Origin of the sequence: Streptomyces sp. NPDC058678 (assembly GCF_042714835.1) — a bacterium.
GTDB lineage: Bacteria > Actinomycetota > Actinomycetes > Streptomycetales > Streptomycetaceae > Streptomyces.
On record NZ_JBHXSG010000032.1, the window covers coordinates 15,878 to 40,107 of the forward strand.

Sequence of the window (24,230 nt, forward strand, 5' to 3'; positions counted from 1 at the left end):
GTGGTTTTTTTTTTTTAATTCCCCCCTCCACAATACGACTTACAAAATTTTGCCGTCGGCGTGGCCGACCCCCACGTGGGGGGGGGGGGGGGGGGGGGCCCGGGGGGGCCCCCCCACCCCCCACAACCACCCGCGGAAACCCACAAGCAGCACGTCCGCAGGGAAGCCATGCGGAAAACGAGTCATGCGGAAAACAAGAGGGAAGCGCAATGAGACGAGCAATGGCGGAGATCGCGCTGGCGGCCCTGCAGGCAGGGCCGCCGCAGCCCGGAACCGGAGCCCTTCGTGGCTTGCCCGCGCCTCTCGTCGAAGGGCCCGTCGCCGCCGATGTCCGGATCGACGACGGTCTGGGATTCGCTCTTCTCCTCCACCGTCGAAGTGACGGGCTCGTGTCCGAAGAGCTGTACTACTCCGTACGGAAAAGGAGTGGGGACTGGCTGGGCTGTGAACACCTCAGCGGGGCCGTCCTGGGGTTCGACGTGGAGATGCCGACGGCCATCGAGGATGCCCTGTCAGGTGCCTCACTTGCCGTGGTGTCCGATTCGGAATCCCTCATCTACACAGGTCGTAGCGACGCGGAGGAGGAATACGAGCCTGTACGTGTCCTGACAGTCCTGGTCGGCGGCCATGTGGATCTCATCGAGATCGAGGACCTCTCGCCGGACTCCACAGCACGGGACGGGCATTTCAGGACTGACGTCAGGTCGCCGCTCATGCTGCTCGTGCTGCTGCCCGGGCGGCATCTGCGTGTGTCAGCCCTTCAGCGCCAGGGCCCTTCCCTCGTCATGACCGGCGACGCCCTGGAGTTGTCCTCTCCCGGGTGATGAGCCCTCTTCGCCAGGGTGTCGGCGGCCGGTTCAGGGGGCCGGCTCAGGTGTCAGCCCTTTGTCCCCGCAACCGCTCCCGAGCCTCCATCAGCGCGAACCCCAGCAGGTTCGGTCCCTGCCACCGCTCGGGGTTCTGAGCCGCCTCGTCATCCGCGGCGAGGCCGATGCCCCACACGCGGTCCACGGGGCTCGCCTCCACCAGTACCCGCTTGCCCGTGTTCAGCAGGAACTCACGCAGCTCGGGGTCCGAGGCGAACTTGTGGACGCTGCCCTCGACCACGATCCCGAAGCGCTCCCGCTCCCACATCGCCTCGTCGAAGCCGCGCACGAGCCGCCCCACCTTCTTGGCCGCGGCCGGAGAGCCGGCCGCCAGCACCCGCCGCTCCGCCTCCCCGTCCTCGAACAGCCGCGCTTTCCGCGCCATCATCCAGTGCTCGGCGGTCGCATAGGACACGCCGTCCACGGTGAACGGCGACGGCCACCACTGGCTCAGGCAACTCGCGCCGACCCGGCCGTCCGGCCGCGGCCGGTGCCCCCAGAAGTGCAGATACTTGATCCTCGCCCCCGCCCGGACCTCTCTGACCAGCGCTTCCCGTGAGTCGATCTTCCCTGTGGTTCCCTCCATGCACGCGAGTCTGGCAGGCACCACTGACAGTCCGTCCCCCCCTTTTCCGTGCCTACTCGACACCTGGTCGACAGATTCCGTCGCGTAACCAAAAGGCAACAACGGAATCACTTGTTGAGTGCCCTCTGCTCTGTCAGGATCGGCACTCAAATCGAGCTGGAGCTACGCCGCCCGCCTCCGACGAACGGGGGCGACGGCGGAGGAGAGCGAGAGCGACATGCACAACCCGGGCAATGCCACCCCGGAACGATTTCCCGCCCAGGACCGCTTCGCGGACGGCGCGCAGTTCATCGCGGGGCGCCTGACCAAGGGCAGCTCCGGCCGTACGCACGCGGTCGTCGACCCGTCGACCGGCGAGGCGGCGTACACGTACGAGCTGGCGGGTGCCGCCGATGTGGACGCGGCCGTCGCCGCCGCCCGCGCGGCCTTCCCCGGCTGGTCCTCGGCCACGCCGGGCGAGCGCTCCGACGCCCTGCACCGCTTCGCCGCGGTGCTCGCCGAGCGCGCGGAGGACTTCTCCCGCGCCGAGTCCCTCCAGTGCGGCAAGCCGCTCAAGCTGACCCGCGAGTTCGACGTCCCGGGCACCATCGACAACACCGCCTTCTTCGCCGGGGCCGCCCGCCACCTCCAGGGGCAGTCGGCCGGCGAGTACTCCGGCGACCACACCTCCTACGTACGCCGTGAACCCATCGGTGTCGTCGGCTCCATCGCGCCCTGGAACTACCCCCTCCAGATGGCCGCCTGGAAAATCCTCCCGGCGATCGCCGCCGGCAACACGATCGTCCTGAAGCCCGCCGAGCTCACCCCGCTCACCTCGCTGCTCTTCGCGCAGGCGGCCACCGACGCGGGAATCCCGGACGGCGTGATCAACATCGTCACCGGCACCGGAAGGGAGGCCGGTGAGCACCTCGTCGGCCACCCGGACGTGGCCATGACCTCCTTCACCGGCTCCACCGCCGTCGGCAGGCGGGTCGCCGAGGTCGCCACCGCGACCGTCAAGCGCCTCCACCTGGAGCTGGGCGGCAAGGCGCCCTTCGTGGTCTTCGACGACGCCGACCTGGAGGCCGCCGTCCACGGCGCCGTCGCGGGCGCGCTCATCAACACGGGGCAGGACTGCACGGCCGCCACGCGCGCGTATGTACAGCGGCCCCTCTACGAGGCGTTCGTGGAGCAGACGGCCGCCCTCATGGAGACCGTCCGGCTGGGCGACCCCTTCGCGCCGGGGACCGACCTCGGCCCGCTGATCTCCCACGTGCAGCGCGACCGGGTCGCCGGATTCGTCGACCGGGCGCGTGCCTACGCGCGCGTGGTGACCGGCGGCGAGGCACCCGGGGGTGAGCTCGCCAAGGGCGCCTACTACCGGCCCACGCTCGTCGCGGACGCCGCCCAGGACAGCGAGATCGTCCAGTCCGAGCTCTTCGGGCCAGTGCTCGTCGTCCTGCCCTTCGACAGCGACGACGAGGGAATCCGGCTGGCCAACGACACCCCGTACGGGCTCGCCGCCTCCGCCTGGAGCCGCGACGTCTACCGGGCGAACCGCGCCACCCGCGAGATCAAGGCGGGCTGCGTATGGGTCAACGACCACATCCCGATCATCAGCGAGATGCCGCACGGCGGGTACAAGGCGTCCGGCTTCGGCAAGGACATGTCCGCGTACTCGTTCGAGGAGTACACCCAGATCAAGCACGTCATGTTCGACAACACGGCGGTGCCGCGCAAGGACTGGCACCGCACGATCTTCGGGGACCGATAGCCGTATTCGGGCCGCCTGACCCGCGGCCGCCCACCATCCTCCCGAAAGGGCACCACGCGCATGGAGCAGTACGAGCCCGACCGCCTGTCCCCGGCCCAGGTGGCCGCCATGCGGCGCAGCTTCAGGAACGGCAGGGCCTCCCTCACCCGCCGTTCACTGCTGCGCGCCTCCGCGGGCGGCGCGCTCGCGGTCGGGGGAGTGGGCGCGCTGAGCGCCTGCGGCATCCCCGCGGCGGGCAAGACGCAGGGGGGCGTCTCCGCCGACGACCACTCGGCGAAGGAGAAGACCGTCGACTTCTCCAACTGGACCGAGTACATGGACGTCGACGACAGCGGCAAGCACCACCCGACGCTGGAGCAGTTCACCGAGCGGACCGGCATCAAGGTCAAGTACACCGAGGACATCAACGACAACAACGAGTTCTTCGGCAAGATCAAGCCGCAACTCGCCGCGGGCCAGGACACCGGCCGCGACCTCATCGTCCTCACCGACTGGCTGGCCGCCCGCCTGATCCGTCTCGGCTGGGTCCAGAAACTCGACCCGTCCCACCTCCCGCACGCCTACGCCAACCTGTCGGCGCAGTTCCGCGACCCCGACTGGGACCCCGGCCGCGCCTACTCGTACGTCTGGCAGGGCATCTCCACGGTCATCGCCTACAACAAGAAGGCGCTGGACGGCGTCGAGGTGAAGTCGGTCTCCGACCTGCTCGACAACCCCAAGCTCAAGGGTCGCGTCGGCTTCCTGTCGGAGATGCGCGACAGCATCGGCATGACCCTGCTGGACATGGGCAAGGACCCGGCGAACTTCACCGCCGACGACTACGACGCGGTCATCGCGCGCCTCCAGAAGGCCGTCGACAAGGGCCAGATCCGCCGCTTCACCGGCAACGACTACACCTCGGACCTGACCAGCGGCGACTTCGCCGCCTGCATCGCCTGGGCCGGTGACGTCGTCCAGCTGAAGGCGGACAGCCCGGACATCGACTTCATCATCCCGGACAGCGGCTACATGACGTCGACCGACAACCTGCTGGTCCCCAACAAGGCGCGTCACAAGACGAACGCCGAACGGCTCATCGACTACTACTACGAGCCGAAGCCGGCCGCCGAACTCGCCGCGTACATCAACTACGTGTGTCCCGTCGACGGAGTGAAGGCCGAGCTGGAGAAGATCGACGCGGATGCGGCGAACAACCCGCTGATCATCCCCGACAAGGCCATGGCCGAGAAGTCCCACGCCTTCCGCTCACTGAGCTCGAAGGAAGAGACGGCCTTTGAAGAGAAGTTCGCGAAGCTGACTGGGGCGTGATCACCGTGACGACGAACAAGACGGACCACGGAGGCGACGTCCGCCTCTCGGGCATCAGCAAGACCTACGGCTCCTTCACCGCCGTGCACCCGCTCGACCTGACCGTGCCGCAGGGCTCCTTCTTCGCCCTGCTCGGCGCCTCCGGCTGCGGCAAGACCACCACCCTGCGCATGATCGCGGGCCTGGAGGAACCTTCCTCCGGCACCGTCTTCCTCGGTGACCAGGAAGTCACCAGCCTGCCGCCGTACAAGCGGCCGGTGAACACGGTCTTCCAGTCCTACGCCCTCTTCCCGCACCTCGACATCTTCGAGAACGTCGCCTTCGGTCTGCGCCGACGCGGCATCAAGTCGGTGAAGAAGCAGGTCGAGGAGATGCTCGACCTCGTGCAGCTGGGCGAACAGGCCCGCAAGAAGCCGCACCAGCTCTCCGGCGGCCAGCAGCAGCGCGTCGCGGTCGCCCGCGCCCTGATCAACACCCCCAAGGTGCTCCTCCTGGACGAGCCGCTCGGCGCCCTCGACCTCAAGCTGCGCCGCCAGATGCAGCTGGAGCTCAAGCGCATCCAGACCGAGGTCGGCATCACCTTCGTGCACGTCACGCACGACCAGGAGGAGGCCATGACCATGGCCGACACGGTCGCCGTGATGAACGCGGGCCGCGTCGAACAGCTCGGCTCGCCGGCCGACCTCTACGAGAACCCCAGCACCACCTTCGTCGCCAACTTCCTAGGCACCTCCAACCTCATCGAGGCCGAGGTCGACTCCAGGAGCGGCGACGAGATCGTGCTGAAGGCGGGCGGCGGCAAGCTGGTCCTGCCCGAGGCGCGATGTTCCGCCCCGACGACGACCGGCGGCAAGGTTCTGGTCGGCGTCCGCCCCGAGAAGATCTCCCTCACGCATGTCGACGACGCGGGCGAGATCCCGGCCGGCCGCAACCGCATCACCGGCAAGATCGCCGACTCCAGCTTCATCGGCGTCTCCACGCAGTACGTCATCGACAGCCCGGTCTGCCCTGAGTTCGAGGTCTACGCCCAGAACATCGACCGCGACGCCCGGCTGGTGCCCGGCGCCGACGTCGTCCTGCACTGGAGCCCGGCCCACACCTTCGGCCTGGACGCGGCACAGGACATCGACGCGGGCATCGAGACCGTCGAGGAAGAGGCGGCCTGATGTCGACCCTGACCGAGGCGCCCCCGCCCCTGGCGCCCGCCACGCCGCAGAAGAAGCCCCCGCGCAGACGCGGCCGCCTCGTCCCGTACTGGCTGCTGCTGCCCGGCATCCTCTGGCTGATCATCTTCTTCGCGCTGCCGATGATCTACCAGGCCTCCACGTCCGTGCAGACCGGCTCCCTGGAGGAGGGCTACAGGGTCACCTGGCACTTCGCCACCTACTGGGACGCCCTGTCCGAGTACTGGCCGCAGTTCCTGCGCTCGGTTACCTACGCCGCCGCCGCGACCGTCCTGTGCCTGCTGCTCGGCTACCCGCTGGCCTACCTCATCGCCTTCCGCGCGGGCCGCTGGCGCAACCTGATCATGATCCTGGTGATCGCGCCGTTCTTCACCAGCTTCCTGATCCGTACGCTCGCCTGGAAGACGATCCTCGCCGACGGCGGCCCGGTCGTCGGCGCCCTCAACACCCTGCACGTCCTGGACGTCACCAGCTGGCTCGGCTGGACCTCCGGCGACCGCGTGCTGGCCACCCCACTCGCCGTCGTCTGCGGACTGACGTACAACTTCCTGCCGTTCATGATCCTGCCGCTCTACTCCTCGCTGGAGCGCATCGACGGACGCCTCCACGAGGCGGCGGGCGACCTGTACGCGCGGCCGTGGACCACCTTCCGCAAGGTCACCTTCCCGCTGTCGATGCCAGGCGTGGTCTCCGGCACGCTGCTGACCTTCATCCCGGCGGCCGGCGACTACGTCAACGCGGACCTGCTCGGCTCGACCGACACCCGCATGGTCGGAAACGTCATCCAGAGCCAGTTCCTGCGGATCCTCGACTACCCGACGGCCGCGGCGCTCTCCTTCATCCTCATGGCCGCGATTCTCGTGATGGTCACGGTCTACATCCGCCGGTCCGGAACGGAGGATCTGGTTTAAATGGCCTTCGCCAACTGGCTCAAGCGCCGTCTCGTCGTCATCGCGGGACTGCTGACGCTCGGATATCTCCTGCTGCCGAACGTCGTCGTCACGATGTTCTCCTTCAACAAACCGAATGGGCGCTTCAACTACGAATGGCAGCAGTTCTCCACGGACGCCTGGAAGGACCCGTGCGGTGTCTCCGACCTGTGCGGCTCGCTGTCGCTCAGCCTCCAGATCGCCCTCTGGGCGACGCTCGGCGCCACCGCCCTCGGTACGGCGATCGCCTTCGCGCTGGTCCGGTACCGCTTCCGCGCGCGGGGTGCCGTCAACTCGCTGATCTTCCTGCCGATGGCGATGCCCGAGGTCGTCATGGCGGCCTCGCTGCTCACCCTGTTCCTCAACATGGGCGCGCAGCTCGGCTTCTGGACGATCCTCATCGCCCACATCATGTTCTGCCTCAGCTTCGTCGTCACGGCCGTCAAGGCGCGCGTGATGTCGATGGACCCGCGGCTGGAACAGGCGGCCCAGGACCTCTACGCCGGCCCGTTCCAGACCTTCGTCCGGGTCACCCTGCCGATCGCGGCACCGGGCATCGCGGCGGGCGCGCTGCTCGCCTTCGCGCTGTCCTTCGACGATTTCATCATCACGAACTTCAACGCGGGCTCGACCGTCACCTTCCCCATGTTCGTCTGGGGTTCGGCACAGCGCGGAACACCCGTGCAGATCAACGTCATCGGTACGGCCATGTTCCTGGTCGCCGTACTGCTCGTCCTGACCTCGATGGTCATCGGAAATCGCCGCACCAAGCAAAAGGCGTGAGCCGAAAAGCACTGTAGGGAGTTGACATCATGGCCCCGAGCGCCATGAGCCGTTGGACCACGTCCCTCTCCGACGCCCAGCCGGTCCCGTACTGGCTGGACGACCCCGGCAAGCCCCACCCCGAGCCCGCGCTCACCGGCGCCGAGACCTGCGACCTGCTGGTCGTCGGCGGCGGCTACAGCGGACTGTGGACCGCGCTCCTCGCCAAGGAGCGCGACCCGCAGCGGGACGTGGTCCTGCTGGAAGGCCGCGAGGCGGGCTGGGCCGCCTCGGGCCGCAACGGCGGCTTCTGCGCCGCCTCGCTCACCCACGGCCTGTCCAACGGCCTGACCCGCTGGCCGGACGAGATCCACCGGCTTCAGGAGCTGGGCGCCCGCAACCTCGACGAGATCGAGAAGGCGGTCGCCCGGCACGGCCTCGACTGCGACTTCGAGCGCACCGGCGAGATCGATGTGGCGACCGAGCCGTACCAGGCACGGGAACTGCGCGAGTGGTACGAGGAGATGCAGCGCGCCGGCCTCGCCGACGGCGTGGAGTTCCTGGACGCGGAAGCCGTCCGCGAGCAGGTCGCCTCACCCACCTTCCGGGCCGGCCTCCACGACCGCCGCGGCGTCGCCCTGCTCAACCCGGCCAAGCTCGCCTGGAACCTGAAGCGGGCCTGTGTCCGGCTCGGCGTCCGCGTCCACGAGCACACCCCCGCCCTCACCCTGAAGCCGTACGGCGCCGGGATGGCCGTACGCACTCCCTACGGCTCGGTCCGCGCCCGCAAGGTCGCGCTCGGCACCAACATCTTCCCGAACCTGGTCCGGCGCGTCCGGGCGTACACGGTCCCGGTCTACGACTACGCGCTGATGACCGAGCCCCTGACCGCCGACCAGCTGACGTCGATCGGCTGGAAGAACAGACAAGGGCTGGGGGACAGCGCCAACCAGTTCCACTACTTCCGCCTCTCCGCCGACAACCGCGTCCTCTGGGGCGGCTACGACGCGATCTACCCGTACGGCGGCCGGGTGCGCGCCGAGTACGACGACCGCCCGGAGACCTACGCCAAGCTCGCCGAGCACTTCTTCACCTGCTTCCCGCAGCTGGAGGGTGTCCGCTTCACGCACGCGTGGGGCGGCGCGATCGACACCTGCTCGCGCTTCTCGGCTTTCTACGGCACGGCGCACCACGGGAAGGTGGCCTACGCGGCGGGCTACACGGGCCTCGGGGTGGGAGCCACCCGCTTCGGCGCCGACGTGATGCTCGACCTGCTGGCGGGGGAGACCACGGAACGCACCTCGCTCGAAATGGTCCGCAAGAAGCCGCTGCCCTTCCCGCCGGAGCCCTTCGCGTGGACGGGCATCGCCCTCACCAAGTGGTCGCTGGCGCGGGCGGACGCGCACGGCGGGCGGCGCAACCTGTGGCTGCGGACGATGGATCGGCTCGGGCTCGGCTTCGACAGCTGAACCGCCGTAGGTGAGTCGCGGTCACGCCCACGAGAGGCCGAGGAGCACTCGCGCCGACGCGGAAAGGGGCTACTTGGGTTGGGTGGGCGTCCCTCGCCCGAGGAACAGCCACAAGCAGGAGAGCAGAACCGTGCCCAGACACCAGCTGGCCACGACATCCAGGGGCCAGTGGTAGCCGCGGCGGACCAGGCCGAAACCGACGCCGAGGTTGACGGCCGCGCAGGCGACGAGGAGGGCACGGCGGGCATAGGCCGTGCGCAGCCACGGGAAGAGCAGCAGGGTCGCGGCGCCGTAGGCGATGGCGGCGGTGGCGGTGTGGCCGGAAGGGTAGTAGCCGGTGCCCGGGGGCATGACCGGGGTGCCCGGGCGGGCGGTGAGTTCCTTGAGCGGGATGATCAGCGCTGGGACCAGGGCCATGAGTACGGCCGCGGCGGTGGCCGGAAGCCACCAGCGGTCTGTACCAATGCGGCGGGCCCGCAGGGCGACATACCCGAGGACGACGGCGAGGAACGGGACCGCGACCTGGACACTGCCCAGGTCGGCGAGGAGTTCGCAGACGCGGTCCGGGTGGACCAGGGCGCGGCTGGCCCGTTCGTCCACGCGCAGCAGCAGGCCGTCGTCGACGACCTGCCAGGTGATCAGCGCGAAGAGGAGGGCCGGAAGCCCGAGGAGGAGGAAGGAGGTCGGCCGCCCCGGAACAGGGGGGGTGGTTCCGGGGCGGCCGATCAGATCGGATGGTCGCGCGCCCCGGGGGGTTTGGGGCGAGCGACTGTCCGATCGGTGAGGAGATCCAGAGCCGGAGGCTCCGGTTGTGTGCGCGAGGGCACGACCAGGTCGAAGCTGGGGAGGCCCCGGCCTGATGTCGCCCACAGTCCCCTGTGGGCGGGGTGTATCTCTCATCTGGGTAGAACCTACGACAGGCGACGGGCCTAAGACAGGCGGAATCGCGTCCTGACAGCCACCTCGCACACCTTCTTCACACGCTCTGCCGCTCCCCGCCGCAGCCCCGGAATCCGCTGTGAACTCCGGGGGTGGGACAGGTGTGGCTCCTGTGGCCGGACGGGGCGGTCGACCAGTGGGTTTCCTGAGTCGCCAGGGGTTTCCCCCTGGCGTCAGATGCGCGCGAAGGCCTGCTCGATGATGTCGAGGCCCTCGTTGAGGAGGTCCTCGCCGATGACCAGCGGGGGCAGGAAGCGCAGCACGTTGCCGTAGGTGCCACAGGTCAGGACCAGCAGGCCCTCCTGGTGGCAGGCCTTGGCGAGCGCGGCGGTCGCCTCCGGGTTCGGCTCCTTGGTGGCGCGGTCCTTGACCAGCTCGATGGCGATCATGGCGCCCCGGCCGCGGACGTCACCGACGATGTCGAACTTCTCGGCCATGGCGGTGAGGCGGCTCTTCATGACGGTCTCGATGTTCTTCGCCCTGGCGTTGAGGTCGAGCTCCTTCATCGTCTCGATCGAGCCGAGCGCACCGGCGCAGGCGACCGGGTTGCCGCCGTAGGTGCCGCCGAGGCCGCCGGCGTGCGCGGCGTCCATGATCTCGGCGCGGCCGGTGACGGCGGCGAGCGGGAGGCCGCCCGCGATGCCCTTGGCGGTGGTGATCAGGTCGGGGACGATGCCCTCGTCCTCGCAGGCGAACCACTGGCCGGTGCGGCAGAAGCCGGACTGGATCTCGTCGGCCACGAAGACGATGCCGTTGTCGGCGGCGAACTTGCTGATGGCCGGAAGGAAGCCCTTCGCCGGCTCGATGAAGCCACCCTCGCCGAGCACCGGCTCGATGATGACCGCGGCCACGTTCTCCGCGCCGACCTGCTTGGTGATCTGGTCGATGGCCTGCGCGGCGGCCTCCGGGCCGGCGTTCTCCGGGCCGGTCGGCCAGCGGTAGCCGTACGCCACCGGAACGCGGTAGACCTCGGGCGCGAACGGACCGAAGCCGTGCTTGTACGGCATGTTCTTCGCGGTCAGCGCCATCGTGAGGTTGGTGCGCCCGTGGTAGCCGTGGTCGAACACGACCACGGCCTGGCGCTTGGTGTACGAGCGGGCGATCTTGACCGCGTTCTCCACGGCCTCGGCGCCCGAGTTGAACAGTGCGGACTTCTTGGGGTGGTCGCCCGGGGTCAGCTCGGCGAGGGCCTCGGCGACCTCCACGTACCCCTCGTACGGCGTGACCATGAAACAGGTGTGGGTGAAGTCGGCGAGCTGGGCTGCGGCCCGGCGTACGACGGCCTCGGCGGAGGCGCCGACGGACGTGACCGCGATGCCCGAGCCGAAGTCGATGAGACGGTTGCCGTCGACGTCCTCGATGATTCCGCCGCCCGCGCGCGCGGTGAACACGGGCAGCACGGAGCCCACACCCTGCGCGACCGCGGCGAGGCGGCGGGCCTGCAGCTCCTGCGACTTCGGGCCGGGGATGGCGGTGACGACGCGGCGCTCCTGCGGAAGTGCGGTCATGGGGGGCTCCTGAGATGTTGCTTCTGCCGACTGTTGCCTTCTCTTTTCTCGCAGGCTAGGACGGGTATCGGGGGGTGGGCATGCTCCATGTGGGCGTTGTCGGCGACTCCGGTTGTCCGCGGTGGACATGGCGGCGCGGCCGCGGGTCACTGTCCGTCCGGCCGCGTAAGCGGTGAACTCCCCATGCGAGGGCGTTAGATTGACTCGCTGACGGTGGACGGAACGGCTGGTCAAGGGGCGAGGGCGATGGACAGCGACGGGACGCGGGACGCGCGGGGTACGCATGCGAATCCTGTGCCACGTCCGGCAGGGCCCCCCGAGGTCCCGGCGATGCCTCCGCGGCCCCCCGCGGCCCCGGCCCCGGGTGTGCCGCCGATGCCGGACGGGTCGGCCTTCCTCGCCTGGCTGCGGGCGCCCCGGCCGGAGGCGGCACCGGGCGTGTGGCGGTTCGGCCACAAGCCGCGGCCGCAGGAGGAGCCTGAGCAGATTCCCACGCGGCAGCTGCTGAGCGGGGCGGTGATCGCGCTTCTCGTCGGCTGGCTGGTCTGGTCGCTCCTCTGGAACGGCTACCTCGGCGGCTGGTGGGTGCTGCCCCTCGAACTCTTCACGCCCGACTCCTGGCGCCAGAGCAACGACCGCGTCGGCAACGCCGTCCTCTGGTACAGCTACTACACGCTGATCGCCCTCGTGATCATGCTTGCCGTTGGCCGTCTCGGCCGCTGGGGCGAGGTCTGGCGCCGCTACGGCCCGCCCGCCTGGCGCCGCTCCGCGCCGGTGACGGAACGGCCGCCCACCCCCGAGCAGGACCCCGCCGAGTGGCCCCACCTGCGGGCCGCCGGAGCCGTCGACGCCGCCGAGCGGCTCGCCGCCGAGGCCCGCGCCGGGCTGATGCGGGACGTCGACCACGCCCGGATCGACCGTGCCTGGCAGGGCGTGCGCAGCGGCCGGCACAGCCTCGCCACCTTCACCGGTGCCGTGCTCGGCGAAGGCGCCGCCGCCTGCGCGCATCCCTCCGGCGAGCGCGACCTGTCGACCCGGCTCGCCCGGCACGACCTGGTCACCGGCCAGGTGCGCCTGGGCACCACGGCCGACGACGCCCGCAACCCGTACGCCTACCGCGGCACCGGTCTCGGTCTCGGTACCGAGCTGCTCGGCACCTCGCTCCTCGCCGTCGGGCCGCCCGGCTCCGGCAAGACCGGCACCGTCGTGAACCCGATCGCCGAGTCGCTGTGCCTGCACGCGCTCGCCGGGCGCGCGGCCGTCGTGGTGGTCGGCGCGGCGGGCGCCGGGCTCGGTCCTGCCGACGCCTACGACGTCGTCGTACGGATCGGGAATCCGGAATCGGTGTACGACCTCGACCTGTACGGCGGGACGACGGACCCGGACGAGGCGGCGGCGGTACTCGCCGAGGCGCTCGTCGGCGATCTCGCCGAGCCGCACCAGGGCGGGGACACCCGGCGCTCCACGACCGTCCTCGCCCAGCTCCTCGGACCGTTCCTGGCGGTCCACGGACGCTTCCCCTCCGTACCGGAGCTGCGGCAGCTGCTCGACGGCGCGCCCGCGCCCCTGGCCGCGCTGCGCAAGGGTCTCGAGGACTCCCGGCAGGAGTCGCTGCTGCGCGAACTGGACGCCCGGGAACGGCAGCTGGGACACCCGGGGGACGTGGGCGGAGTGCTGGCGGACCGGGTGGCGCTGCTCGACCGGCCGGCCTTCGCGGGCTTCTTCGACACGTCCGGACAGTCGCGGCCCTTCTCCCTGAAGGCGCTGGACCACCCGGTGCGGGTCCGCATCGACCTGCCGCAGCGCGGACACGCCGACGCCTCGCGGATGCTGGCCCGGCTGGTGCTGGCCCAGTTCACGGCGAGCGTGGCGGTACGGGAGGACCGGTCGCTGTTCGCCTGCCTGGTGCTGGACGACGCCACCGGCGTGGTGACGCCGGAGGCCGTACGGGGCATCCAGCGGCTGCGGTCGGGTAACGCCGGGGTCGTGCTGACGCTGCGCACCCTGGACGACGTACCGAGGCCGCTGCGCGGGCCGCTGCTCGGGGCCACCGGGTGCCGGATGGCGTTGTCCGGACTGACGCCGTGGGACGGGCAGGACTTCGCCGAGGTGTGGGGCAAGGAGTGGATCGAGGCGCGGGACGTCACCGACCGGCAGATCATCGCCGAGACCCCGGCCGGCAAGGTGCTGCACGCGGTGCGGCGGGTGATCACCGGCAAGGCGCCGACCGCGCGGGCGGTGACCGTACGGCAGGTCGAGCGGGAGCGGTGGTCCGCGTCCGAGCTCGCACACGTGCCGCCGGGGCACGCGGTGCTGTCGCTGACGAACGTGAGGGGGGAGCACGCGCCGCCGCTGCTGGTGGATCTGCGGGGCTGAGGAACGGGGATGAAGTCACCGGGTGACCGTACGGTGAGGCAGAATCGACACAGGCCGTTCATACGTTGCGGCCAAAAGATCACAAAGATCACGACGGTCACACATACCTGAAGGCCTCATGCCCCCGACGCTCGCCTCGCTCGTCCACCACTCCGCGCTGAAGCTGACCGTGCGGGCGGGCGGGGACCGCCTGGACGTGCCGGTCCGCTGGGCCCATGTCAGCGAGCTCGCCGACCCCGTGCCCTACATGGAGGGCGGGGAACTGCTGCTGATCACCGCGCTGAAACTGGACGCGGGGGACCCCGAGGCGATGGCCGGCTATGTGAAGCGGCTGGTGGGCGCCGGGGTGGTCGGGCTCGGCTTCGCCGTGGGGGTCACCTACGAGGAGATCCCCCAGGCGCTCGTCGACGCCGCCGAGCAGGAGGGGCTGCCGCTCCTCGAGGTGCCGCGCCGCACACCCTTCCTCGCCATCAGCAAGGCCGTGTCGGCGGCGATCGCCGCCGACCAGTACCGGGCGGTGACCGCGGGCTTCGAGGCGCAGAGAGAACTGACCAAGCAGGCGCTGACGGACGGCCCGGAGGGGTTGCTGAGTTCGCTCGCCTCGCAGGTCGACGGGTGGGCGGCGCTCTACGACGCCTCGGGCGCCGTCGTCGCCACCGCGCCGGAGTGGGCGGGGCGGCGGGCCGCCCGGCTCACCGCGGACGTCGAGCGGCTGCGGGAGCGGCCCGCGCCCGCCTCGTCGGTCGTGGGCGGCCCCGAGCACGAGGACCGGGTCGAGCTGCACTCGCTGGGCACGGGGCGACGGCCGCGGGCGGCGCTGGCGGTGGGGACGGCCGCGGCCCTCGGTACGGCCGAGCGGTACGCCGTCCACTCGGCCATCGCCCTGCTGACCCTCACGACGGAACGCTCACGCTCCCTGCACGCTGCCGAGCAGCGGATCGGTACGGCGGTGCTGCGCATGCTGCTCGCCGGGGAGCCGGACCATGCGCGGACGGTCGCCGGCGACCTGTACGGCGGTCTGCTGGACGCCCCCTTCCGGATGATCGTCGCCGAGTCGGCCTCCGCCGCTTCGGCCGCGCGGGTGCAGACGGACGGCCACGCGCGCGTGCCGCTCGCCAAGGCGACGGCAGCGACGCTCGCCGCGGCCGACACGCACGGGGATCCGCTGGGTGCCCTCACCGACGTGGTGGAGTCGGCCGCGGCCCGCTCCGGCGAGGCCGTGCTGGTCGTGCCGGAGAACGGGGGCGGCGAGGGGGAACGCCTGGTGGTGCTGGCCACGGACGGCGGTGCCGCGGTGGCCGCGTGCTCGGAGTACGCGGCGGCGCTGGAGGCCGCGCGGGCGGGGGTACCGGAGCAGACGGCCGGCGGTGACGAGGACGAGCTGGTCGTGGGGCTCTCGACGCCGGTCGGGCCGATCGCCGCGGCGGCCGCGTACAAACAGGCCGAGCAGGCGTTGTCGGTGGCTCGGCGGCGGGGGCGTGTTCTGGTCGAGCACGAGCAGGTGGCGGCGGGGTCCGTGCTGCCGTTGCTCGCGGACGACGCGGTGAAGGCGTTCGCGGACGGGTTGCTCCGGCCGCTGTACGAGCATGACGCGACCGGGCGGGGGGATCTGGTGGCCTCGCTGCGGGCGTGGTTGTCGCGGCACGGTCAGTGGGACGCGGCGGCCGCGGATCTCGGGGTGCACCGGCATACGCTGCGGTACCGGATGCGGCGCGTCGAGGAGATCCTGGGGCGGTCGCTGGACGATCCGGATGTGCGGATGGAGTTGTGGCTGGCGTTGAAGGCGACGTCGGCGGAGTAGGACGCCGAGGGCCAGACCCCGTCGGCCCCACCCGACCCACCCGTCTCGGTCGGTCGAAAGGTGGCCCTTGTGGCCAGCCGTTCATCCAAGCGAGTCGGACCTGCACCCCCACCACCCTGCCGATCCGGCACACTCCCCACCCCCACCACTACACCTCGGACAAACGCCCTCCGCCCTCCCCGCCCCTACCGTCGACACATGACTTCCACCCACGCCTTCTGGCTCGCCGGCCGCCAGGCCACCGGCGAGGACAGCTTCGACGTCACCTCGCCCTGGGACGGTCGCCTGGTCGGCAAGGTCGCCGTGCCGAGCGACGCGCAGATCGAGGAGGCCGTGGCCGCCGCGCACGCCGTACGGGACGAGTTCGCGGCCACCCCCGCCCACGTCCGGGCCGCCGCCCTGGATCACGTCAGCAGGCGGCTGGCCGAGCGCACCGAGGAGATCGCGCAGCTCATCTCCGCGGAGAACGGCAAGCCGATCAAGTGGGCCCGCGGCGAGGTCGGCAGGGCCGTCTCCGTGTTCCGGTTCGCCGCCGAGGAGGCCCGTCGGTTCAACGGCGGCGAGGCCCAACGGCTCGACACGGACGCCGGCGGTCAGGGCCGTCTCGCCCTCACCCGCCGCTTCCCGAAGGGCGTCGTGCTCGGGATCGCGCCGTTCAACTTCCCGCTGAACCTGTGCGCCCACAAGATCGCCCCGGCGATCGCGGCCGGTGCCCCGATCATCCTGAAGCCGGCACCCGCCACCCCGCTTTCCGGGCTGGTCATCGGCGAACTGCTCGCCGAGACCGAGCTGCCGGCGGGCTCGTGGAGCATCCTCCCCGTCCCGAACGACCGGATGCCCTCCCTCGTCCAGGACGAGCGACTGCCGGTGATCTCCTTCACCGGTTCCGAGACGGTCGGCTACGCGATCATGGACTCGGTGCCGCGCAAGCACTGCACCCTGGAGCTGGGGGGCAACGGCGCCGCGGTCGTCCTCGGGGACTACGCCTCCGACGCCGACCTCGACTGGGCCGCCACCCGCATCGCCGCCTTCTCCAACTACCAGGGCGGCCAGTCCTGCATCTCCGTCCAGCGGGTCATCGTGGACGCCTCCGTCCACGACCGGCTGCTGGCCCGCGTGGTCGCCGCCGTCGAGGCCCAGGTCACGGGTGACCCGTCCGACGACAAGACCGACGTCGGGCCGCTGGTCAGCGAGGACGCGGCCAAGCGGGTCGAGGCGTGGGTGCGGGAGGCCGTCGAGGCGGGAGCGCGGCTCCTCACCGGCGGTGAGCGCGACGGCGCCTCCTACGCGCCGACCGTCCTGACCGACGTGCCGGCGAGCACCACCATCTCCTGCGAGGAGGTCTTCGGACCGGTCCTCACCGTGCAGAAGGTGGACGGCGAGGCCGCGGCCTTCGCCGCCGTCAACGACTCCAAGTACGGCCTGCAGGCGGGTGTGTTCACCCACGACCTCCAGGCCGCCTTCCGTGCCCACCGCGCCCTGGAGGTCGGCGGTGTCGTCATCGGCGACGTGCCCTCCTACCGCGCCGACCAGATGCCGTACGGCGGTGTCAAGCAGTCCGGAGTGGGCCGCGAGGGCGTGAAGTTCGCGATGGACGACTACACGTACGAGCGGGTCCTGGTCCTGACCGGACTGGCCCTCTAGCTCATGGGAACCATTTTCATATAGGCTCCCCGAAGGGGTCCGGCACCGATGCCTTCCGGTGCCGGGCCCCTTCTCTGTGCCGGTCTTCCCCGGACCCTCAACCGGAGAAGCCGACGTGCGCGAGCCGCAGCGGGCCGCGCAGTCTGAGGTGGACGTCATGCACGCCCTCGGCGACGATGCCGGCGCCGAGGGTGGTGTAGGCGTACGGCCCGGAGTCGGACGCGCCCGACGTCAGGGTGGCGAGCACCGGACCGCCGTCGAGCGAGAGCTCCACCACGCCCTCGCCGGACACGGTCACCTGCACCTGTGTGACACCGGCGCCGAAGTCACAGCACCGGTACACCAGTTCACCAATCCGGCGCTCCGCCGCCGCCACCGCGTCGCCCGACGTCTTCGTGCGGTCGACGATCTCGACCCCGCTCTGGTCGTCGAAGTCGGCCGCGTCCAGGCCGCGTTCGCGCACGGGACGAGGGGCGGAGGGCTCGCCGTCCAGCAGTACGGTCGTACGAAGGCGGACGTCCTCGCTGGAGGTGCCGGCCAGCAGCTCGTACGGGCCCGGCTCCAGGCGCAGGCGGCCCTGGGCCACGTCCCAGAACTCGAAGGAACGCAACGGGACGTCGAAGGTCAACTCCTCCTTGGCGCCCGGCGCGAGGGTCAGGCGGCGGTGCGCCAGCAGCTCGCGGCGCGGGCGCGGGACCACCGGGTCCACGGCGCGGGTGTAGAGCTGGGCGACCTCGTCGGCCGTGACGTCGCCGGTGTTCGTGACCGTGAAGGAGACGTGCAGTGTCTCGCCCTCGATGCGGGAGCCGAGATCGCCGTACGAGAACGTCGTGTACGACAGTCCGTGTCCGAACGGGAACAGCGGCGTGCCCTCGAAGTAGAGGTAGGTCTGGCGGCTGCCGATCACGTCGTAGTCGAGGAGGCCGGGCAGGTCGGCGTCGTCGGCGTACCAGGTCTGCGGGAGGCGGCCGGCGGGGGAGACGTCGCCGGCCAGGACGCGGGCGAGCGCGGTGCCGGCCGCCTGGCCGCCGTGGGCGGTCCACAGCGCCGCCCGGAGGTCGGCGGTGTCGACCGCGTAGGGGTAGGCGGAGGTCAGCGCCAGGACGGTGTTCGGGTTGGCGGCGCGGGCGGCGCGCAGCAGGCGCTCCTGCTGGGCGGGCAGGCGCAGGGTCGTGCGGTCCTCGGTCTCGCGGCCGTTGATGTGCGGGTCGTTGCCCGCGACCACCAGTACCACATCCGCCTCGGTGGTGACCCTGGTCACTGCGTCCTCGCCGCGTTCGACGACGATGAGCTCGAACGTTTCCGGATTCTCGTCGGCAACCTTTACTCCGTCGGCGGAGACAGAGACGTGGCGACCCGTACCGACGTGCCTGAGGAGGTGTCCGTTCCCGTGCGGTTCCAGCCGAAACGTCTCCTGGACGACCCAGCCGCCGGGCTGGTCGGCGGAGGCGCGTACGTAGCCGTCCTCGGCGACCGAGAGGTAGCGGCCGTCGGGCGCGCGCAGGGTCAGGATGCCCTCGCCCCAGTCGACGAGCGCGAGTTCGGTGCCGACGGCGGCCGCGGTGAGCGGGGGAAGGTCGGTGCGGCCCGCGAGGAGGGCCGGGTCCAGCGCGCCCTCGGCGCCGCGCGCCTCGTCGGCCACTCCCTCGGCGGAGGGCACCTGGAGGAACGTACCTCCCGAGGTCTTCAGCAGGACCCGGTCCACTCCCTCCGCGAACTCGACGCGCTCCGCGCCGAACCGCTCGTACAGGCCCTCCAGCGGGGTCGAGCGGTGGATGAGGGTGCCGCTGTACCAGTCGAGCTTGCACTCGTCGGCGAGCAGGCCGACCACGGCGATCCGGGTGTCCGGGGCCAGCGGCAGCACGCCGTCGTTCTTGAGCAGGACGACGGCCTGCTCGGCGGCCTCCTGGGCGAGCGTGCGGTGCGCCGGGGTGTCGAAGTCCCTGGTGTCCGCGTACGGGTCGTAGTGCGGGTCGAACTCGCCGAGCCGGAAGCGCACCGAGAGCTGGCGGCGTACGGCGGCGTCGAGGTCGGCCTCGGTCAGCAGGCCCTGTTCCAGGGCTCCCTTGACGCGGGCGACGATCTTCGAGCTGTCCGTGCCGTGGTCGGTGAAGCTGTCGACGCCGGCGAGGACCGCGGCCGCGGTGGCCTCCTCGTGGGTGTCGAAGTAGTGCTCGGAGTCGACCAGGTTGGAGGGCGCGCCCGCGTCCGAGCAGACCAGCAGGTCCTCGTCGGTCCAGGCGCGCAGCTGCTCGCGCAGGTAGGGCGAGACGTGGTTCGGACGGCCGTTGACCAGGTTGTACGCCGGCATCACCCCGGCCGTGGCGCCCGCCTCGACCGTCTCGCGGAAGGCGCGCAGATCGTACTCGTGCAGCACCCGCGGACGCACCGAACTCGACGCGGTGGCGCGGTCCGTCTCGTTGTTGTGCGCCAGCCAGTGCTTGAGGACCGGCGCCGTGCGCCAGTACGTCGGATGGTCGCCGCGCAGACCGTGTGTGTAGGCGGTGGCGATGGCCGAGGTGAGCTTCGGGTCCTCCGAGTAGCCCTCCTCGTTACGGCCCCACAGCGGATGCCGGAGCAGGTTCACCGTCGGCGACCAGACGTTGAGGCCGACGCGGTCGTCCCGGGCGCGCATCGCGCGGACCTCCCTGGACACCGCTTCGCCGACCCGTCGTACGAGATCGGTGTTCCAGGTCGCGCCGAGGCCGACGGCCTGCGGAAACACCGTGGCGGGGCCCATCCAGGCCACGCCGTGCAGGGCCTCCTGGCCGGTGCGGAACTCGGCGACGCCCAGCCGTTCGACGGCCGGCGCGAACTGGTGCAGGAAAGCGACCTTCTCGTCGAGGGTCAGCCGCGACAGCAGGTCGTCGATGCGCTTCGCGAACGGCAGGCGCGGATCGCGGAAAGGCGTCGTAGGCGGCGTTTGTGCGGTCACGTGGTGATCCCCTTGCGATGGAGCGGCGAAGCGCTTTCGAAGCGCTTCGATGCTCATTCGATCCAGGGGTGGGTGTCAAGACACCCCGGGGCAACAACTCCGACTCCCGACCGACATTTCAAGTCGCGCAAGAGGCTGATCCGATCCTCCACACCTCGGAGGAATCTTGGGAACGACCCTTGTGCACCCTTGGGTGTTCACTTAACCTCGCAGCAACATCGAAGCGCTTCGACTACTTCGACCGCGAGGACGGCCCGCCGGACGGCTCGCCTTCCTCCGAGGTTCCAAGAACCGCTTCAGCTCAGCCAGTTCCACACAAGACACCGCAGCCGACGGCTCCACCGCCGGGTGTCCTGGTGCGCCATGAAGGGTTGACGCAATGACGCCGAACGCCGCTTCCGCCTCCTCCGGGCCCAGCCGGAGAAGCTTCCTCGCCTCCTCTGCGGTCGTCACCGCAGCGGTGGCGGGCGGGATGCCGCTGCTTGCCGCCTGCGGCGGCTCCGACAGCGGCTCCAAGGACGGCACGACCTCGGGCAAGGACGCGAAGAAGATCCTGCCCGCCTTCGTGGCGCAGAACGTGGTGACGCCGGACATTCCGTCGAAGAACGGCTCCTCGATCGGCTTTACCAGCAAGCTCTCGCTCGCCGACCTGAAGACCTCGGTGCCGCAGAAGCTGGGCAAGGGCAGCACTATCAAGATCATGTCGCCGTTCTGGGGCACGCCGCCGAAGGGCAGCAACCCGTACTACTCGACGATGAACGCGACGATCGGCGCCGACGTCGTCTGGCAGAACCAGGACGGCAACACGTACGACGAGAAGCTGGGCGCGGTCCTCGCCTCCAGCGACATGCCGGACGTCGTGGTGATCCCCAGCTGGAACATGGGCGGCAAGATCCCCAGCGCCATCATCAGCAAGATGGCCGACCTCGGCCCGTACCTCTCGGGCGACAAGGTCAAGGAGTACCCGAACCTCGCCGCCATCCCGACCGATGCCTGGCAGCGCTCCATCTTCGGCGGCAAGCTGTGCGGCCTGCCCCAGCCCTCTCCCGCCGTCGTCGGCATCGTGCCCTTCTACCGCAAGGACGTCTTCGACAAGGAGGGTTACGAACTCCCCACCTCCGCCGACGAGTTCCTGGCCCTCGCCAAGGAGATCACCAACGCCAAGGCGAAGGTGTGGGCCTGCGACGACATGAAGTGGACCGCCTTCAACAGCTTCGGCGTGCTGTCCGGAAGCGAGAAGTCGCTCGGCTGGAATGTCGTCGACGGCAAGCTGATCTACCGGGTCGAGACCGACGAGTACCTCGAAGCGCTGGAGTGGACGCGCAAGCTGTACGCGGCGGGCGTCGTCCACCCCGACGCCAGGGCGGCGAACCAGGGCAACGCGGGTCAGCGATTCACCGACGGCCAGGTCCTGATGTACAACCAGAACATCTCGGACTGGTGGGGCAAGATGGCCGAACAGACCGGCCAGAACAAGGACTTCCGCATCTCCGGCATGGACATTTTCGGCCATGACGGGGGCGACCCCCAGTTGTGGGCCGGATCACCTGCGGGCATCTTCGCCTTCATCAACAAGAAGGCGTCCAAGGCAGTGATCCACGACGTGCTGGCTGCCGCGAACGTCACCGCGGCCCCGTACGGCACCAAGGAGTACATGCTCACCAACTACGGGGTGGAGGGCACGCACTACACGGTCAAGGACGGCGTTCCCACCAAGAACGACAAGGGCAACCAGGAGGTCCTGAACGCCTTCGTCATGCTCGCGAGCCCCGCCCCGACCATCGCGCACCCCGACTTCCCGGACATCGCGAAGGAACAGGTGGAGTGGCAGCAGCGGATGGGCGCCTTCACCAAGAAGTCCTCCTTCTTCGGACTCCAGATCACCGAACCGGCCCGCTACACCAGCCTCTCCAACGACTTCGAGGATCTGGAGGACTCCGTCGTCCGCGGCCGCAAGAAGGTCAGCGACATGCAGCAGGCGGTGGCGGAGTGGAAGAGCCAGGGCGGCGACAAGCTGCGCGACTGGTACCAGAAGCTGCTGGACGACAGCGGATCCGCGCAGGGGTGACGAAGTGGCACACAGCACCACTCCGGGCGCCGCCGCGCGCACGGCGCCGCCGTCGACAACGGACGACACCGCCCAACCCTCCGTCGGAGGGCGCAAGTCCACCAAGCCCACCAAGTCCTCCGGCGTCTCCAAGGCCGAGAAGAAGGCCCTGAAGAAGGCCGCGAACGGCGGCACCCTCAGGACCCGCCTCAAGCGGGACCGCACGCTGATCCTGATGACCCTGCCGGCCGTTCTGCTGGTCCTGGTCTTCAACTACATACCGATCCTGGGCAACGTCGTCGCCTTCCAGGAGTACGACCCGTACGTCAGCGACAACGGCTTCGTCGCCATCTTCCACAGCCCCTGGGTCGGCTTCGAGCAGTTCTCGCGGATCTTCGAGGACTCGGCGTTCTGGGACGCCGTCAAGAACACCTTCGTCCTGTTCTCGCTTCAACTGGTGCTCTTCTTCCCTGTCCCGATCGTGCTCGCGCTGCTCATCAACAGCGTGATCAGGCCCCGGGTGCGGGCCGTGTCGCAGGCGATCCTCTACCTGCCGCACTTCTTCTCCTGGGTGCTGGTCATCACCGTCTTCCAGCAGATCTTCGGCGGCGCCGGCATCATCGCGCAGACCCTGCGCGAGCACGGCTACGAGGGCTTCGACCTCATGACCGACCCGGGGATCTTCAAGTTCCTGGTGACGGCGGAGGGCGTCTGGAAGGACGCCGGCTGGGGCATCATCGTCTTCCTCGCGGCACTGGCCTCCGTCAGCCCCGATCTGTACGAGGCCTCGGCGATGGACGGGGCCGGACGATGGCGCCGGATGTGGCACGTCACCCTGCCGGCACTGCGCCCGGTGATCGCCCTGCTCCTGGTGCTGCGTGTCGGTGACGCGCTCACGGTCGGTTTCGAACAGATCCTGCTGCAGAGAGACGCGGTGGGTCCAGGCGCGTCGGAAGTGCTCGACACCTTTGTGTGGTGGAACGGCGTCCGCAACCAGGAGTTCAGTTATGCGGCCGCGGCAGGCCTGATCAAGGGCGTGGTCAGTCTCGGGCTTGTCCTCGCCGCGAACAAGGTCGCCCATCTCATGGGCGAGCAGGGGGTGTACAAGAAGTGAGCGCTGTCACCGAGGAACGGCCGAAGGCCCCCGCCCCGAAGGCTCCCGGACGCTGGGCCGCCCCGCCGCGGCCCGTTTGGGAGGAGAAGCCCAACCCCGCCGGGCTCGCGAGCAAGGGCATCGTCCTGACCTTCGCCTGCTTCGCCGTCCTGTTCCCGCTGTGGATCGTCGTCGTCACCAGTCTGTCCACGAAGCAGGCCATCAGTGAGGCCGGCGGCCTGGTGGTGATCCCCAAGGAGATCACCTTCATCGCCTACCAGGAACTGCTGAGCGGCGGCCAGGTCACCCGTGCCACCCTTGTCAGCCTGGGCGTCACGCTCGTCGGCACACTGTTCTCGATGACGGTGTCCATCCTCTCGGCGTACGGGCTCTCGCGTATCGGGTCGGTCGGGCACCGCTGGTTCCTGATGATCCTGCTCGCGACGATGTTCTTCGGCGCCGGCCTCATCCCCACGTATCTGCTGGTGCAGTCCCTGGGGCTGACCGACACGTATCTCGCGCTGATCCTGCCGAGCGCGATCAGCGTCTTCAACATCCTGGTGCTGCGGGCGTTCTTCATGGGCATCTCGCCGGAGCTCACCGACAGCGCGCGGATCGACGGGGCGGGGGACTGGCGGATCCTGTGGCAGATCGTGATGCCACTCTCCCGCGCGGTCATCGCGGTGATCACGCTCTTCTACGCCGTCGGCTACTGGAGCGCCTGGTTCAACGCGTCGATCTACCTGGGCGACCAGGACATGATGCCGCTGCAGAACGTCATGATCCAGCTCGTCCAGAAGCAGGAGCCTCCGGTCGGCATGGGCCAGGCCATCAAGACGGGCCAGCTCTCCGCGCTCGCCGTTCAGATGGCGGTCATGGTGCTGGCCCTGCTGCCCGTCGCCTTCCTCTCGCCCTTCGTCCAGAAGCACTTCAAGAAGGGCATGCTGACGGGTGCGGTGAAGGGCTGACCTGCGCCTACCCAGCGGGGGGCATCTGTGGTCCGGCGGCTGCGGGTTCCGTTGTGGCCGGT

General features: G+C 69.9%; 17 protein-coding genes. 13 read left to right on the plus strand and 4 right to left on the minus strand.

Features of this window, described 5'->3' with window-relative positions:
* The first annotated feature begins 221 nt into the window (after positions 1-221).
* On the plus strand, positions 222-824 hold the full coding sequence (locus ACFWWR_RS26725) for a hypothetical protein (RefSeq protein ID WP_383875827.1): 603 nt from the start codon (positions 222-224) through the stop codon (positions 822-824).
* 46 nt (positions 825-870) lie between these two features.
* On the opposite strand, the gene ACFWWR_RS26730 is transcribed toward ACFWWR_RS26725, so the two are convergent.
* Complete coding sequence (locus ACFWWR_RS26730) at positions 871-1,452, minus strand: NADAR family protein (RefSeq protein WP_383875829.1); 582 nt, start codon at positions 1,450-1,452, stop codon at positions 871-873.
* Positions 1,453-1,669: 217 nt separating this feature from the next.
* On the opposite strand from ACFWWR_RS26730, the gene ACFWWR_RS26735 reads away from it, so the two are divergent.
* The 6 genes from ACFWWR_RS26735 to ACFWWR_RS26760 are packed head-to-tail and all read left to right on the plus strand — an operon-like array spanning position 1,670 to position 8,857.
* Positions 1,670-3,205, plus strand: coding sequence for a gamma-aminobutyraldehyde dehydrogenase (locus ACFWWR_RS26735; protein ID WP_383875830.1), 1,536 nt, complete (start codon positions 1,670-1,672; stop codon positions 3,203-3,205).
* Positions 3,206-3,265: 60 nt separating this feature from the next.
* On the plus strand, positions 3,266-4,513 hold the full coding sequence (locus tag ACFWWR_RS26740) for a spermidine/putrescine ABC transporter substrate-binding protein (protein WP_383875832.1): 1,248 nt from the start codon (positions 3,266-3,268) through the stop codon (positions 4,511-4,513).
* Positions 4,510-5,679 (plus strand): ABC transporter ATP-binding protein, encoded by a 1,170-nt coding sequence (locus ACFWWR_RS26745; protein WP_383875834.1) that lies wholly within the window; start codon positions 4,510-4,512, stop codon positions 5,677-5,679. The genes ACFWWR_RS26740 and ACFWWR_RS26745 overlap by 4 nt, the downstream gene beginning before the upstream one ends.
* Complete coding sequence (locus ACFWWR_RS26750; protein ID WP_383875836.1) at positions 5,679-6,608, plus strand: ABC transporter permease; 930 nt, start codon at positions 5,679-5,681, stop codon at positions 6,606-6,608. The genes ACFWWR_RS26745 and ACFWWR_RS26750 overlap by 1 nt, the downstream gene beginning before the upstream one ends.
* Positions 6,609-7,409, plus strand: coding sequence for an ABC transporter permease (locus ACFWWR_RS26755; RefSeq protein WP_383875838.1), 801 nt, complete (start codon positions 6,609-6,611; stop codon positions 7,407-7,409).
* Between the two features lie 29 nt (positions 7,410-7,438).
* A complete protein-coding gene (locus ACFWWR_RS26760) occupies positions 7,439-8,857 on the plus strand; it encodes an NAD(P)/FAD-dependent oxidoreductase (RefSeq protein ID WP_383875840.1) in 1,419 nt (472 codons plus the stop codon).
* Between the two features lie 69 nt (positions 8,858-8,926).
* On the opposite strand, the gene ACFWWR_RS26765 is transcribed toward ACFWWR_RS26760, so the two are convergent.
* Both ACFWWR_RS26765 and gabT read right to left on the minus strand, forming a co-directional pair.
* Positions 8,927-9,727, minus strand: a complete 801-nt coding sequence (locus tag ACFWWR_RS26765) for a phosphatase PAP2 family protein (protein WP_384305690.1) — start codon at positions 9,725-9,727, stop codon at positions 8,927-8,929.
* Between the two features lie 242 nt (positions 9,728-9,969).
* Positions 9,970-11,304, minus strand: a complete 1,335-nt coding sequence (gene gabT / locus ACFWWR_RS26770; RefSeq protein WP_383875841.1) for a 4-aminobutyrate--2-oxoglutarate transaminase — start codon at positions 11,302-11,304, stop codon at positions 9,970-9,972.
* Between the two features lie 246 nt (positions 11,305-11,550).
* Between gabT and ACFWWR_RS26775 the strand changes: the two genes are divergently transcribed.
* The 3 genes from ACFWWR_RS26775 to ACFWWR_RS26785 all read left to right on the plus strand — a co-directional run bounded on the left by ACFWWR_RS26775 (position 11,551) and on the right by ACFWWR_RS26785 (position 17,125).
* Positions 11,551-13,680, plus strand: coding sequence for an ATP-binding protein (locus ACFWWR_RS26775; RefSeq protein ID WP_384305692.1), 2,130 nt, complete (start codon positions 11,551-11,553; stop codon positions 13,678-13,680).
* A 118-nt stretch (positions 13,681-13,798) separates the two neighbouring features.
* On the plus strand, positions 13,799-15,481 hold the full coding sequence (locus tag ACFWWR_RS26780) for a PucR family transcriptional regulator (protein ID WP_383875845.1): 1,683 nt from the start codon (positions 13,799-13,801) through the stop codon (positions 15,479-15,481).
* 198 nt (positions 15,482-15,679) lie between these two features.
* On the plus strand, positions 15,680-17,125 hold the full coding sequence (locus tag ACFWWR_RS26785) for an aldehyde dehydrogenase family protein (RefSeq protein WP_384305695.1): 1,446 nt from the start codon (positions 15,680-15,682) through the stop codon (positions 17,123-17,125).
* Positions 17,126-17,222: 97 nt separating this feature from the next.
* Here the strand turns inward: ACFWWR_RS26785 and ACFWWR_RS26790 are convergent, their stop codons facing one another.
* On the minus strand, positions 17,223-20,060 hold the full coding sequence (locus ACFWWR_RS26790) for a glycoside hydrolase family 3 C-terminal domain-containing protein (protein WP_384305698.1): 2,838 nt from the start codon (positions 20,058-20,060) through the stop codon (positions 17,223-17,225).
* 379 nt (positions 20,061-20,439) lie between these two features.
* Here ACFWWR_RS26790 and ACFWWR_RS26795 point away from each other — a divergent pair, with 379 nt between their 5' ends.
* Genes ACFWWR_RS26795 through ACFWWR_RS26805 form a run of 3 tightly spaced genes read left to right on the plus strand, consistent with a single transcriptional unit; the run spans position 20,440 to position 24,168 of the window.
* Positions 20,440-22,128: a substrate-binding domain-containing protein gene (locus tag ACFWWR_RS26795; protein ID WP_383875851.1), complete on the plus strand. Its 1,689-nt coding sequence runs from the start codon at positions 20,440-20,442 to the stop codon at positions 22,126-22,128.
* 4 nt (positions 22,129-22,132) lie between these two features.
* A complete protein-coding gene (locus ACFWWR_RS26800) occupies positions 22,133-23,221 on the plus strand; it encodes an ABC transporter permease (RefSeq protein WP_383875852.1) in 1,089 nt (362 codons plus the stop codon).
* A complete protein-coding gene (locus ACFWWR_RS26805; RefSeq protein ID WP_383875854.1) occupies positions 23,218-24,168 on the plus strand; it encodes a carbohydrate ABC transporter permease in 951 nt (316 codons plus the stop codon). Before ACFWWR_RS26800 ends, ACFWWR_RS26805 begins: the two co-directional genes overlap by 4 nt.
* The last annotated feature ends 62 nt before the right edge of the window (positions 24,169-24,230 follow it).

Coding starts and splice junctions, on each gene's coding strand:
- ACFWWR_RS26725 (WP_383875827.1), top strand. CDS start 222: ATGGCGGAGATCGCGCTGGCGGCCCTGCAGGCAGGGCCGCCGCAGCCC.
- ACFWWR_RS26730 (WP_383875829.1), bottom strand. CDS start 1,452: ATGGAGGGAACCACAGGGAAGATCGACTCACGGGAAGCGCTGGTCAGA.
- ACFWWR_RS26735 (WP_383875830.1), top strand. CDS start 1,670: ATGCACAACCCGGGCAATGCCACCCCGGAACGATTTCCCGCCCAGGAC.
- ACFWWR_RS26740 (WP_383875832.1), top strand. CDS start 3,266: ATGGAGCAGTACGAGCCCGACCGCCTGTCCCCGGCCCAGGTGGCCGCC.
- ACFWWR_RS26750 (WP_383875836.1), top strand. CDS start 5,679: ATGTCGACCCTGACCGAGGCGCCCCCGCCCCTGGCGCCCGCCACGCCG.
- ACFWWR_RS26755 (WP_383875838.1), top strand. CDS start 6,609: ATGGCCTTCGCCAACTGGCTCAAGCGCCGTCTCGTCGTCATCGCGGGA.
- ACFWWR_RS26760 (WP_383875840.1), top strand. CDS start 7,439: ATGGCCCCGAGCGCCATGAGCCGTTGGACCACGTCCCTCTCCGACGCC.
- gabT (WP_383875841.1), bottom strand. CDS start 11,304: ATGACCGCACTTCCGCAGGAGCGCCGCGTCGTCACCGCCATCCCCGGC.
- ACFWWR_RS26775 (WP_384305692.1), top strand. CDS start 11,551: ATGGACAGCGACGGGACGCGGGACGCGCGGGGTACGCATGCGAATCCT.
- ACFWWR_RS26780 (WP_383875845.1), top strand. CDS start 13,799: ATGCCCCCGACGCTCGCCTCGCTCGTCCACCACTCCGCGCTGAAGCTG.
- ACFWWR_RS26785 (WP_384305695.1), top strand. CDS start 15,680: ATGACTTCCACCCACGCCTTCTGGCTCGCCGGCCGCCAGGCCACCGGC.
- ACFWWR_RS26795 (WP_383875851.1), top strand. CDS start 20,440: ATGACGCCGAACGCCGCTTCCGCCTCCTCCGGGCCCAGCCGGAGAAGC.